General features: G+C 67.6%; 10 protein-coding genes. 4 read left to right on the top strand and 6 right to left on the bottom strand.

The features are described from left to right. Positions 1–78 precede the first annotated feature (78 nt). From LHL23_RS15800 to LHL23_RS15815, 4 genes are read right to left on the bottom strand one after another with little or no spacing between them, the layout of a single operon-like run. On the bottom strand, positions 79–2121 hold the full coding sequence (locus tag LHL23_RS15800; protein ID WP_226430607.1) for a hypothetical protein: 2043 nt from the start codon (positions 2119–2121) through the stop codon (positions 79–81). Positions 2122–2130: 9 nt separating this feature from the next. Then, positions 2131–4926: a DUF4159 domain-containing protein gene (locus LHL23_RS15805; RefSeq protein WP_226430608.1), complete on the bottom strand. Its 2796-nt coding sequence runs from the start codon at positions 4924–4926 to the stop codon at positions 2131–2133. Continuing rightward, positions 4923–5816 (bottom strand): DUF58 domain-containing protein, encoded by an 894-nt coding sequence (locus LHL23_RS15810; RefSeq protein ID WP_226430609.1) that lies wholly within the window; start codon positions 5814–5816, stop codon positions 4923–4925. The genes LHL23_RS15805 and LHL23_RS15810 overlap by 4 nt, the downstream gene beginning before the upstream one ends. Next, positions 5813–6820: an AAA family ATPase gene (locus LHL23_RS15815; protein ID WP_226430610.1), complete on the bottom strand. Its 1008-nt coding sequence runs from the start codon at positions 6818–6820 to the stop codon at positions 5813–5815. The genes LHL23_RS15810 and LHL23_RS15815 overlap by 4 nt, the downstream gene beginning before the upstream one ends. A 64-nt stretch (positions 6821–6884) precedes the next feature. On the opposite strand from LHL23_RS15815, the gene LHL23_RS15820 reads away from it, so the two are divergent. From LHL23_RS15820 to LHL23_RS15835, 4 genes are all read left to right on the top strand, one after another. Then, positions 6885–7469, top strand: a complete 585-nt coding sequence (locus tag LHL23_RS15820; RefSeq protein ID WP_222476450.1) for a DUF1285 domain-containing protein — start codon at positions 6885–6887, stop codon at positions 7467–7469. 177 nt (positions 7470–7646) lie between these two features. Continuing rightward, positions 7647–8399: a hydroxypyruvate isomerase family protein gene (locus LHL23_RS15825; protein ID WP_226430611.1), complete on the top strand. Its 753-nt coding sequence runs from the start codon at positions 7647–7649 to the stop codon at positions 8397–8399. A 102-nt stretch (positions 8400–8501) separates the two neighbouring features. Continuing rightward, positions 8502–8738: a DUF2798 domain-containing protein gene (locus LHL23_RS15830; protein ID WP_222476446.1), complete on the top strand. Its 237-nt coding sequence runs from the start codon at positions 8502–8504 to the stop codon at positions 8736–8738. A gap of 90 nt (positions 8739–8828) precedes the next feature. After that, positions 8829–9065 carry a DUF2798 domain-containing protein gene (locus tag LHL23_RS15835; RefSeq protein WP_226430612.1) on the top strand — a complete coding sequence of 79 codons (237 nt, stop codon included), beginning with the start codon at positions 8829–8831 and terminating at the stop codon, positions 9063–9065. 340 nt (positions 9066–9405) lie between these two features. Here the strand turns inward: LHL23_RS15835 and polA are convergent, their stop codons facing one another. Further along, positions 9406–12213, bottom strand: coding sequence for a DNA polymerase I (gene polA / locus LHL23_RS15840; protein ID WP_226430613.1), 2808 nt, complete (start codon positions 12211–12213; stop codon positions 9406–9408). A 193-nt stretch (positions 12214–12406) separates the two neighbouring features. Beyond that, entirely contained in the window at positions 12407–13069 is a 663-nt protein-coding gene (locus LHL23_RS15845) for a YrbL family protein (protein ID WP_226430614.1), read from the bottom strand. Between the last annotated feature and the right edge of the window lie 156 nt (positions 13070–13225).

Here is a 13225-nt window from a genome sequence, read left to right on the forward strand (position 1 = left end):
CGCGGCGCCTGGCCCAATTCTCGCGGGTTTTCGCAAGAAACCTGCGAAAGGCGGGAGCGCCCCGGTTGCGGAAGCCGCCTACCGCCGCCCCTCGCGCAGCCATCCCGCGACGAGGAAGAAGGACGCCAGCACCAGCGCCAGCCAGCCGGGCAGCAGCGGGCCTTGGCTGACCGAAAGCGTCTCATAGGCCTCCCGCGGGGTCAGGCCGATCCAGCCGCGCCCCGATGCGGGCCGCCCGGGCCGCACGCTGCGCAAGGACGGCATCCCGTCCGTCAGCCGCAAGACGCCGCCGCGCAGGGGCTCCAGCACCGGCGCCAGCACAGACCCGGTGGCAATGGTTTCCTCGAACTCCTTCGGCGCGGCAGGGCCAAGCCCGACCACCGTGCTCTCTTCGCCTTCCTCCAGCCGGTACAGCCCCGGCTCCGGCCCCTCATAGCGGGTTTCCCACTGCCCCGGCGCGGTCTGGCGCAGCTCCAGCTCAGCTGTCGAGCCGTCGGGGTTGGTCACCGTCACCGGCCCCGCCTGTTCCGCCAGCGTGCGGCGCAGGATGCGCATCCGCTGGCCCGAGGCCTCGGCCCACAGTGCCTCCTCCTCCAGCTCCGGCTCCTTCATCATCCAGTGCGCAAGACGGCGCAGCAGTTCCAGCTGCGGCCCGCCGCCCTCGTACCCGCGGCTCCACAGCCAGGCGTGGTCAGAGGCCAGCAGCGCCACCCGGCCCTCGCCCACCCGGTTCAGCACCAGCAGCGGCCGTTCGCCCGCGCCGCTCATCAGCACATGGCCCTCCGGTGCGCGCAGCTCGATCTGGCGCAGCCAGCGGCCCCAGTCCGCAGCCCCCTCCAGACCCGAGGTCACCGGGTGCTGCCTGCCCAGATCCGTCACCGCGGGGCGGTAGGCCTCCTCCAGCACCCGCGCCGAGGGTTCTGCGGGCAGGATCAGCGACAGAGGCGAGCGGTAGATGCTGTCGGCACTTGCAAAATCAGGGCCGGCCGCCACCAGCACCGCACCGCCGCCCATCGCGTAATTGGCCACGTTGTCCAGATAGACCGCAGGCAGGATGCCGCGCCGCTTGTAGCGGTCAAAGATGATCAGGTCGAAGTCCTCGATCTTCTCCAGGAACAGCTCGCGGGTGGGGAAGGCGATCAGCGACAGCTCCTCCACTGGCACCCCGTCCTGCTTCTCCGGCGGCCGAAGAATGGTGAAATGCACCAGGTCCACCGCGCTGTCGGACTTCAACAGGTTGCGCCAGGTGCGCCCGCCCGCATGCGGCTCGCCCGACACCAGCAGCACCCGCAGCCGGTCGCGCACCCCGTTGATCTGCACCAGCGCCTGGTTGTTGCGCGCAGTCAGCTCGCCCGGCTCTTCCGGCACGCTGAACTGGATCACGTTGCGGCCGCCGTGCTGCAGCACGACCGGCAGCTCGAAATCGACGCCCACCGGCAGGGCAAAGCGCTGCGGCGCCTCGCCCCCCACGGAGATGTCCAGATCGGCAAAACCGTCCTGCACCGGCACCGCGCCCTGATCCTCGATCCTCAGCGTCAGCCTGACCGGTTCGCCGATGATGGCAAAGCCGGGGGCGTTTTTCACGATCAGGCGGCGGTCCCAGTCGTCCTCGCGGCCGGTCAGCAGCAGATGCATCGGCGCGGGCAGGCTGACCGGCTGATCAGCGTCATGCACCTGGCCGTCACTCAGGGCAATGATCCCTGCCACCCGCGCCCGCGGCTCATCCGCCAGCGCCTGCGCGACGGCCGCCATCAGCCGCGTGCCTTCGTCGCCCTCGCCATCCGGCACGGTGATCCAGCGCACATCGGTGCCGGGGCGGCCCGCCAGCGCGGCCTTCAATTGGGTGCGGGCGCGGGCCATCTGCTCCGGGCGGTCCCGCAGCTGCTGGCTGGCGGTCTGGTCCTCCGCCACGATCACGATGTCACTAAGGGCCGCGCGGTCCTCGCTCTGATGCACCGGACCTGACAAAGCGGCCAGCAGCACCAGCGCCGCCAAGGCCCGCAAGGCCCAGCCGGACAGCCCCTTCCACAGCCCCAGCAGCAAGGCGGCCAGGGTCACACCTCCCGCGGCCCAGATCACGGGCCAGGGCACCAGCGGGTCGAACAGGATCGTCTGTGTCATCGCGCGCTCCTACTGCCCCAGCCGGTCCAGCAAGGCCGGCACATGCACCTGGTCGGATTTGTAGTTGCCGGTCAGCACATGCATCACCAGGTTGACGCCAAAGCGGAACGCCAGTTCCCGCTGCCGCTCGCCGGCATAGCCGCGCCCGACCGGCAGCAAGGGCCGGCCGTTGCCGTCCACCGCCCAGGCCGCGGCCCAGTCGTTGCCGCCGATCACCACCGGCGTCACCCCGTCGTTCAGATTGCGGAAGGGGATGCCCTCGGCCTGTTCCGCATCCGGCGGCGCCGCCTCGACCCAGACCAGGCCGCGGCTGTGGCGGCCGGGGAAGTCCTGCAGCAGGTAGAACGCACGGGTCAGCACATGGTCCTCCGGCACCACCTCCAGCGGCGGAATGTCCAAGGGCAGCGCAATCTGCTGCAGCCGCCGCGCCGCCGGGCTGGTCGCGCCCGAGGCCGCCAGATCCGCATCGCGGGTGTCAAACAGGATCATGCCGCCCGCCCGCAGATAGGTGTTGAGCTTGCCGTAAGCTTCCGATGAGGGCAGCGGCTGATCGCGGGTGATGGGCCAGTAGAGCAGCGGATAAAAGGCCAGCTCATCGCGTTCCAGATCGACACCCGCCGGGTTGGCCGGCTCCACCGAGGTGCGGAAGAACAGCGTGTCCGACAGCCCGCGCAGGCCCGCGGCGGCGATGCGATCCACCTGCGCGTCCCCTGTCAGCACATGTGCCAGCACCAGTTCCGAAGCCAGTTCTGCAGCCCGCAGATCGGCCTGTGCCTGCTCCCGCGATAGGGCCTCCTGCGCCCGCAGTTCGTGCGGCGCGGCCAGCGCCGCCAGCCCGAGCGACGCTGCCAGCGCCGCGGTGCGGGAACGGCCCAGCAGGCCGGACACCAGAAGCGTGCCCAGCACATCCAGCGCCAGCAGCACCAGCGCCAGCGTCAGGAGCGCGCCGCCCAGCGGCAGCTCCTGCGGCGCGCCATAGCCGCTCACCGCCACCGAGGCTGGCCAGCGCGCCGCCAGCAGTTCATCCTCGGGGCGCAGCACGTTGCGCGCCAGCATCCGCCGCCCGCCGTCATAGACCCCGGGCCGCAGTTCCGGCCCCGCGGGTGCCGCCACCAGGTCCGGGCCCGCCACACCGGGCAGCGTTTCCGCCGCTTCCAGATGGCCGAAACCGTCCAGCACCTCCACCGGTGTCCAGGTGGTGCCTTCCAGATCCTCTGCCTTGGGCTGTGCAGCAGAGGAGGAGACTGCCAGCCGCTCCAGCATCGACACGAACAGGCCCGACAGCGGCAGGCTGCTCCACTCCGCATTGGCGGTCACGTGAAACAGCACCACCTGGCCCTGGCCCAGCGTCTTGCGCGTCACCAGCGGGGTGCCGTCGGCCAGTTCCGCAATCACCCGCTGCGCCAGCTCCGGGTCCGGCTGCGCCACCACCTGCGAGCTGATCGAGACCTCGCCCGGCACCTCCAGCCCGTAGAACGGGGAGCTTTCATCAAAGGGCGCCAGCGTTTTCGGCTCGCCCCAGCTCATGGCGCCGCCGATGCTGCGGCCGCCAATGCGCAGGCGCACCGGCATCAAGGGCTCCTCGCCCGCGCGCGCGGTGTCGCTGGCCGCCAGCCGCGGCCCGGCAAAGCGCAGCAGCAAGCCGCCGTTTTCCACCCATTCAATAACCGCCTCTTCCTGCGTAGGCGCCAGCCGCGCCACATCGGCCAGCACGATCACATCCGGATTGGCCGGCAGCAGGTCCCGCAGTGCGCCTTCCAGCAGCTCCGCCGAGGGCGCCAGCGCCTGGCGCAGGTAGTGCAGCGGCGACAAGAGTGCGAGGCCCTCATCGGCGCTTTCGGAGGAGACCAGCGCCACCTCGCGGCGGCGCAAGCTGTCATCGGTCAGCGCCACCGCGCCCGCCGATTTCACGCCGCTGATTTCAAACCGCGACAGCCGCGCGCGCAGCTCTGCCGGCAGCGACAGCCCGGCAGAGGCACTGCGGGCGCCGTCCGCAAACCGCACCGGCAGCGCGGCCAGGCTGCGCTCGGTGCCGCCCGGATCCTTGCCCTGCGCCACCACGGAGACCTCCTGCGCCGGCCCGCCGCGGCTGCGCTGCACAGTCAGTTCGATCGTGCCGCCGGTATAGCTCGCAGGCATCAGGCCCAGCACCGGCAGGGGCTGTTCAAAAACCTCGATGTCGCCGCGGCGGCTCAGCGCCTCGATCAGCCCTTCGCGGCCCGGGTATTCCAGACCGTCGCTGAACCACACGGTGTCAAAGCTGCCCTCGGCGCTGCCTATCGCCTGCAAAGCTTGCGCCAGTTGCTCCGGCCCCGGCTGCCAGGGCAGGGGCGCCAGCCCGGCCAGCTGCCGCTGCCAGTCGCTGGCGGCGCGGAACTGCAAGGGTTCCGGCGCGCTCAGGCGCAGCACCGCCACCCGGCGCTCTGCCCGCCCGGCTTCCTCCAGCTGCACTTCGGCCTGGGCGCTGGTCTGTTTCCAGCCCGCCGCGCCGCCCCAGCTGGCGTCCATCACGATCAAGAGCGGCCCGCTGCCGCCCGCGTCCTCGGTCGAGGGGTTCAGCACCGGCCCAGCCAGCCCGATGATCGCCGCCGCCACTGCCAGAAGCCGCAGCAAGAGCAGCCACCACGGCGTGCGGTCCGACAGGCTCTCGTCATCCTTCAGCCCCAACAGCAGCGTCACCGCCGGAAACGGCTGGCGCCGCGGCGCTGGCGGGATCGCCCGCAACAGCAGCCACAGCACCGGCAGGGCCAGCAGCCCCAGCAAAAGCCAGGGCGCGGTAAAGCCGATGCCTGCAATCATGGTCATGGCGCGGTCCGCTCCAAAGCGTGGTAAAGCCACATCAGCGCCGCCTGCGCTGCGTCGCCCGTGTGATGCTGCCCGAACCGCCAGCCGGCCTCGCGGCACAGCCGCTCCAGCGCGTCCCGCCGTTCCGCCAGCCGGTCCAGATAGCGCTCCTGCAGGGCAGAGGCCTTCAGTGTTTCATGTGTGACACCGCCTGCGATGCTTTCAAACAGCGTGCGCCCGGAAAAGGGAAAGGCCTCCTCCGCCGGGTCCAGCACCTGCAAGAGCACGCCCCGGACGCCGCGCGCGGCGGCTTTGGACAGCGCCTGCTCCACCGGCTCGAACGGCCCCAGGAAGTCCGAAATGAACAAGGCGCGCGCATGCGGGATCAGCGCGCGGTGGCCGGGCGGGGCGTAATCCTCCGCATCGTCATCCGATAGCGCCTCTGCCAGCCGCAGGATCTGCACGTTGCCGCGCCGCGGCGGCAGGGTGCCGCCGGTGAGGCCCACCCGCTCGCCGCCCTGCACCATCAGCACCGCGGCAGCCAGCCCCAAAAGCCGCGCCCGGTCTGCCTTCTGCGGCAGCTTGGGCGTGGAGGCAAAGCGCATTGAGGCGCCGGTATCGACCCACAGATGCACCGTCTGGGCGATCTGCCACTCCCGTTCGCGCACGTACTGCACGTCGCCCATGGCAGAGCGCCGGTGGTCGATCATCCGGCGGCTGTCGCCGGCCTGCGCCGGCCGGTACTGCCAGAAATCATCGCCGGTTCCGGCCCGGCGGCGGCCATGCTCGCCCATCAGGACAGACCCGGCCAGATGCCGCGCCTGCACCAGCAAGGGGGGCAGGGCGCTGGCCTCGGCCTCCGCCCGGTGCCGCAATCCGCTTGCAGCCTGAGAGGCGGCAGGCCTGGTCACGCGGCGGCCCCGGTCCGGGCCAGTTCGCTCGCGGTTTCCTCGATCAGCGCCGCCAGGCTCTCACCGCGCGCCCGGGCGGCAAAGTTCAGCTGCATCCGGTGGCTCAGCACCGGTTTCGCCATGTCCAGCACGTCCTCCGCATTGGGCGCCAGCCGCCCCTGCAAAAGCGCCCGCGCCCGCACCGCCAGCATCAGGGCCTGCGCCGCCCGCGGACCCGGCCCCCAGGCCACGGTCTGCGCCACATGGTCGGACACGCCGGGCTCTTCGGGGCGGAAGGCGCGCACCAGATCCAGGATCATCTCCACCACCGACTCGCCCACCGGCATCCGCCGCAGCAGGGTCTGCGCTTCGATCAGCTCAGAGGCGGTAAACACCTGATAGGCCTGCGTCTCCTCCACCCCGGTGGTGGCCAGCAGGATGTCCCGCTCGGTTTCGCGGTCGGGGTAATTCACGTCGATCTGCAGCAGGAACCGGTCCAGCTGCGCCTCCGGCAGCGGATAGGTGCCCTCCTGCTCGATCGGGTTCTGGGTCGCCAGCACATGGAACGGCGCGCCCAATGAACGGTCCTCACCGGCCACTGTCACCATCCGCTCCTGCATCGCCTGCAGCAGCGCCGACTGGGTCCTGGGGCTTGCGCGGTTGATCTCGTCCGCCATCAACAGCTGGCAGAACACCGGCCCCGGAACAAACCGGAACGACCGGTGCCCGTCGGCGGCGGTGTCCAGCACCTCGGAGCCCAGAATGTCGGCAGGCATGAGGTCCGGGGTGAACTGGATGCGGTTGCCGTGCAGCCCCATCACCGTGCTCAGCGTCTCCACCAGCCGGGTCTTGCCCAGGCCGGGCAGGCCGATCAGCAGCCCGTGGCCGCCGCACAGCAGAACCGAGAGGGTGAGGTCCACCACCCGCTCCTGCCCGATAAATCGCTTGGTGATCGACGCGCGCGCCTCTTGCAGCTTGGTTTCCAGCGCTTCGATACCGGCCAGCAGATCGTCCGTTTCAGGCATGACATTCCTCGTTTCCCGGATATATGCTGTTACTCTATCGTGCTGACAGGAAATGGCAAAAGCAATGAGCGGACAAAAACCCGTGACCCCCGATGCCGAAGGCATTGCGGCGGCGGCAAAAGCGGCCGGCAAGGGCAGGGGTTTGCCGCCTGTCCACCTGTGGAACCCGCCGTTTTGCGGCGACCTGGACATCCGCATCGCCCGCGACGGCTCCTGGCATTATCTCGGCACGCCCTTCACCCGGTTTGAGCTGGTCAAGCTGTTTGCCTCCATCCTCAAGCTGGAGGACGGCAAATACTATCTGGTGACCCCGGTCGAAAAGGTCGGCATCACGGTCGAGGACGCGCCCTTTGTGGCAGTTGATTTCGACGTGGCAGGGCAGGGGCGCGATCAGGTCATCACCTTCACCACCAATATCGGCGACACCGCCGCAGCCGGCCCGGACCACGTGATCCGGGCAGAGCGCGACCCCGAAAGCGGCGAGCCTGCGCCTTATGTCATGATCCGCGCCGGGCTGGAGGCGCTGATCGACCGCAAGAGCTTCTACCGGCTGGCGGATCTGGGCGAACACTATGACGGCTGGTTCGGCGTCTGGTCCGGCGGCAAGTTCTTCCCGCTGATTCCGTCTGCTGAGCTGGACGGGGAGTAGGCTTTCGAACCTGCGCCACCCGGCCGACAGGCCGGGCAGCCGCTGACTCGCCAGCCACAGCCGGCAGAAACCGGCCGGCTTGCAGTTAACGAAAGTTTAATAGGAAAATGCTGCACTTTTGACGCCTTGGCTGCACCGCTGCGCGGCGGTAGATCATCAGTCAAGAAGGAGAATCCGATGCCCCGCTTCGCGGCCAATATCTCGCTGCTGTTTGCTGAGCTGCCCTATCTCGACCGGTTTCAGGCTGCTGCCGCTGCCGGGTTCGAAGCTGTGGAGATCCTTTACCCTTACGAACTGGCGGCCAAGGAAACCCAGCGCGCGCTGCTGGCGAACGGGCTGCAGCTGCTGCTGATCAACGCGCCGCCGCCGAATTACACCGGCGGCATGCCCGGCTATGCGGCGGTTCCGGAAGGGGGCGACCGCTTCCAGCGCGACATCCGCCGGGTGCTGCGCTACGCCGAGGCGCTGAAGGCCGGCAAGATCCATGTGATGGCGGGCTACGCCAAGGGCGATGCGGCGCAGCAGACCTTTGTCGAGAACCTGCAATGGGCCGCCGACCGCGCGCCGGAGCAGCAGTTCACCATCGAACCGCTGAACAGCGGCGACCAGCCCGGCTATTTCCTCGACGACTACAATCTCGCGATCGAGGTGCTGGATGCGGTGGACCGGCCCAATGTGGGCCTGCAGTACGACGCCTACCACGCGCAGATGATCCACGGCGACGCGCTCAAGGTCTGGGAGACCTTCGGCCCCCGCGCCGTGCATGTGCAGATCGGCGCCGCGCCGGGCCGCTGCGAGCCGGGCACCGGGCCGGTGGATTTCCAAAGACTGTTCGACGCCATCGACGCCAGCGGCTATGACGGCTGGGTCAGTGCCGAATACACCCCCTCGACCCGGCGCACCGAGGACAGCCTGGGCTGGATGGGCTGACCGCGCGGCCAGGCTGCGCAGACACCTGTGCAGCGGTGCAGATTGTTTCATATTCGGCGCACCGCATATCTCCTGCAGCACCCCGCCGCCAAGGAGACCGCCATGATACCCGCCCGTTTTGCCCCGCTTCTGTCCGGTTTCCTGATGTCGCTGATGATGTCCTCGATCGTGTCGGGCATCTCCACCCTGCGGGCAGTTGGCGCGGAGGATGGCCTTGCCGCCGCCTGGCTGACCGCCTGGGCCTACAGCTGGCCGGTGGCCTTCCCGGTTGTCCTGGTGGTGGCGCCGCTGGTGCGCCGCATCGTGGCCGCCGCCATCCGCACACCGGATGCGGCATGATGCCCGCGGGAGCAAGACAAACACATTCAGTAATTGAAATGTGACACTTGGCGGGGCATAAGGCGCAGGACCAGTGAAAGGATGCCGCCGATGCTGCCCGCCCGATTTGCCCCTGTTCTGTTCAGCCTGATCCTGTCGGGGCTGATGTCCTTCATCGTGACCGGTGTTGCGACCTGGAAGGCGCTGGGCTTCGGCACGGGCTTCGGCGGTGCCTGGATGCAGGCCTGGAGCTTGAGCTGGCCGATCGCCTTTGCCGTCGCCTTCACCGCAGCACCGCTGGTACGCAGGCTGGTGGCGAAACTGGTCAAGCAGCCCGCCGGAGGCTGAGGCCGGGCGCACCGGCGCACGGGGGCTCTCCCGCCCGCCGCAATCTGCATCAAAGATGCAGCAGCGCCCGTTGGGCACGGCGCCGCTGGCGCGGCGCAAAGAGATTTTGCTGAGAAGCCCCTAAGGGCAGGACTGCCCTTGAGGGGCGCTGCCGATTGTTTTCAGGTCGGGCCGCTTCAAGGGCAAGCCGCGCGGGACGCGCGGAGGCTGCGCCTCCCTTGACCCGGTGAGGGGAGGGCGCGGCAAGATCCGCGCCGCGGTAGCGGCGCCCAGCCCAACCGGATGAGATCGCAAGATCGAAGCCGGGCGGGAGCGCCCCGCCGGCTCCGCGGGGCGGCTCTTAGTGCGCTTCGGCCCAGTTCAAACCGCGGCCTGCGTCCACCACCAGCTTCACGTCCAGATGCACCGCCGGATCGGCGGCGTTTTCCATCACCTGGCGGGCGGCGGCGATGGTCTCCTCCACTGCCGCTTTCGGCACTTCGAACAGCAGTTCGTCGTGCACCTGCAGCAGCATCCGCGCGGGCAGATGGGCAATCGCCTCCGGCATCCGGATCATCGCGCGGCGGATCACGTCGGCAGCGGTGCCCTGGATCGGCGCGTTGATCGCCGCGCGTTTGGCAAAGCCCGCCTTCGGCCCCTTGGCGTTGATCTCCGCGGTGTGGATCTTGCGCCCGAACAGGGTCTGCACATATCCGTGCTCCTTGGCGAAGTCCACGGTGCGGTCCATGTATTTGCGGATTCCCGGGAAGCGCTCGAAATAGCGGTCGATGAATCCCTGCGCGTCCTTGCGCGGAATGCGCAGGTTGCGCGCAAGGCCAAAGCCGGAAATGCCGTAGATCACACCGAAGTTGATTGCCTTGGCCTGGCGGCGGATCTCCGGTGTCATCTCCTCCAGCGGCACCTCGAACATCTCCGACGCGGTCATCGCGTGGATGTCCTGCCCTTCGGCAAAAGCCTGTTTCAGCGTGTCGATCCCGGCCATGTGGGCCAGAATGCGCAGCTCGATCTGGCTGTAGTCGAGCGACAAGAGCACATTGCCCTCTTCCGCCACAAAGGCCTCGCGGATGCGGCGGCCTTCCTCGGTGCGCACCGGAATGTTCTGGAGGTTCGGATCGGTGGAGGCCATGCGCCCGGTGCTGGCCCCGGTCTGGGCATAAGACGTGTGCACCCGGCCGGTGTCGGGATTGATATGGTCCTGCAGCGCATCGGTATAGGTCGACTTCAGCTTGGACAGCTGCCGCCAGTCCAGCACCCGCTTCGGCAGGTCATGCTCGGTCGCCAGATCCTCCAGGATATCGGCGCCGGTGGAGTACTTCCCGTTTTTGCCGCGCTTGCCGCCTTCCAATCCCATCTTGTCGAACAAGATCTCGCCCAGCTGCGCTGGTGAGCCGACGTTGAACGTTTCCCCCGCCAGCTCATGGATCTCGGCTTCCAGCCCCGCCATTTTTTGCGCAAACGCATTCGACATGCGCGAGAGCGTATCGCGGTCCACCTTGATGCCGTTGCGCTCCATATCCGCCAGCACCGGCACCAGCGGCCGCTCCAGCGTCTCATAGACCGTGGTGACCCGTTCCTGATGCAGCTGCGGTTTGAACAGCTGCCACAGGCGCAGGGTGATGTCGGCATCCTCGGCGGCATAAGGCACCGCGTCGTCAATCGGCACCCGGTCAAAGGTGATCGCCGATTTACCGGAGCCCAGGAGCGGCTTGATCGGGATCGGCGTGTGATCCAGGTAGCGTTCCGACAGCGTGTCCATGCCATGCCCGTGCATGCCTGCGTGCAGCGCATAGGACATCAGCATGGTGTCGTCGACCGGCGCCACATCCACCCCGTAGCGGTGCAGGATCTTGGCGTCGTATTTCATGTTCTGGCCGATTTTCATGATCGCCGGATCTTCCAGAACCGGCTTCAGCATCGCGACCGCGTCCTCCAGCGGCATTTGCCCCTCGGACAGGCCCTCGCCGCCAAACAGATCATCGCCCCCGGCCTTGTGCGCCAGCGGGATATAGCAGGCCTCGCCCGCCTCCACACACAGCGAGATGCCGACCAGGTCCACCACCATCTCATCCAGGCCGGTGGTCTCGGTATCTACCGCCACCCAGCCGCGCTCGCGGATGCGGTCGACCCAGACCTGAAGCGCCGCGGCATCGCGGACGCATTCGTATTTTTCCTTGTCAAACGGCACCACTGCCGGCGCCGCCGCACTGGACGCTGCCGCTGCGGCGGGGGCTTCCGGAATGGCCGGCGCCTCCATGCCCAGCTGATCGGCCATGCGCTTGGAGAGCGTGCGGAACTCCATTTCGCTGAGGAACGTCAGCAGCGTTTCCGCGTCCGGCTCCTTCACCTCCAGATCGTCCAGGGTGAAGTCCAGCTCCATGTTGCAATCGAGCTGCACCAGCCTTTTCGACAGCTCGATCTGGTCTCGCTTCTCGATCAGCGTCTGGCGGCGCTTGGGCTGCTTGATCTCCTCAGCCCGGTCCAGCAGTTCCTCCAGCGAACCGAATTCATTGATCAGCAGCGCCGCGGTCTTGATGCCGATGCCCGGCGCGCCCGGCACGTTGTCGACGCTGTCGCCGGCCAAAGCCTGCACATCCACCACCCGGTCAGGACCAACGCCGAACTTCTCCACCACGCCGTCGCTGTCGATCCGCTTGTTCTTCATTGCGTCCAGCATCTCGACACCGCCGCCGACCAGCTGCATCAGGTCCTTGTCCGAGGAGATGATGGTCACCCGGCCGCCGGCATCCCGCGCCTGATGCGCCAACGTTGCGATGATGTCGTCGGCCTCAAAGCCTTCGATTTCCTTGCAGGCGATGTTGAACGCGCGGGTCGCCTCGCGGGTCAGCGGGAACTGCGGCACCAGATCCTCCGGCGCAGGCGGGCGGTTGGCCTTGTACTGATCATACATCTCGTTGCGGAACGACTTGCCGGAATAGTCGAAAATCACAGCCACATGGGTCGGCGCATCCGGGCCCTTGTTGTCCTCCACCTGCTTGAACAGCATGTTGCAGAAGCCGGCGACAGCGCCGATCGGCAGCCCGTCGGACTTGCGGGTCAGGGGCGGCAGCGCGTGATAGGCGCGGAAGATGAAGGCCGAGCCGTCGATCAGATGCAGATGGCAGCCCTTGCCGAATTGTGTCCCGCTCATGTGCGCCGCGCTCCCGTTGGAAATCCGTTCGTGTTCTGTTTCCCGGTTATCGGTGATCCGGGCAGGAAGGGCAATTGGAGTTTCGAACGGCTGGCAGGACCGCGCAACGCGCCGCCTCCCTCAGCAGTCAGGGGGCACGGCGGCCCGTTGCGCACCAGGCTTTTTCACCGCGGCCGCCGTGCGCCGCACCGGTTCAGCGCAGGCTGAATGCGCACCGGTCGCTGTGCCAGGCCAGCCGGGTCTTCTGGGCGATGAGGTCCAGGCGCTTGTGCAGGGACCGGTCGTTCAGGGAGCGGGACAGCGAGCGCAGCGGCACCACGTTCCTTTCACCGTAGCCGTCGATCAGGAAAAACGCCTTAACCCCGCCGCGGTGGCCATAGACGATGTTCTTGTTGTGGATGTCGCGGGCGACAATCTGCAAATCGAACAGCTTCCTGGCAAAGACATTCAGATCCTCCAGCACCGCATCGTTCATCCCGCCAGATTTTCTGAGTTGCTGCAGATGCGGGGCGAGATTGCCGTCCGGACCGGAAATGCGCTCGACGGCAACACCCGGGCCGCGGTCCGTCTGCACCACTCCCAGGCACCTGGCAAGCGGAGAGCCCGGGATATCCTCGCCGAGCTTGAGGGCCGCCATCAGCTCGCATTCGATCTCTTTCAGGGTGTTGCGGTGTATGGTGTCCGGAAACAGATGCCGGACAAGCCGCTTGCCCAGCGAATAGTCATGCTGGGGATTCTGCAGCGTGGCGACCTTGATCAGCAGGTCCGGCTGCCCGGGAAACGCATAAACGCTGCGGACCCGCCCCGTGGCCAGCGGCTCCAGACCTGATAGCGAGACAACTTCCGCTGCAAACAACTTTAACTCTCCTGTGGACACGGGCGGGCCAAGAACAACTCCGCATAGAGCAGGCCTCCGGGTGCGGTGGGCCGGGGTTGTTCAAACCCGTTTGTAACGGTTTTGTAAAGGCGTGAACCGCACCGGCAAAGCAGCGCACTGGTGTTTTGAAGTCAT

The sequence above is a fragment of the Leisingera sp. McT4-56 genome, from assembly GCF_020514995.1.
GTDB classification, from domain to species: Bacteria; Pseudomonadota; Alphaproteobacteria; order Rhodobacterales; family Rhodobacteraceae; genus Leisingera; species Leisingera aquaemixtae_A.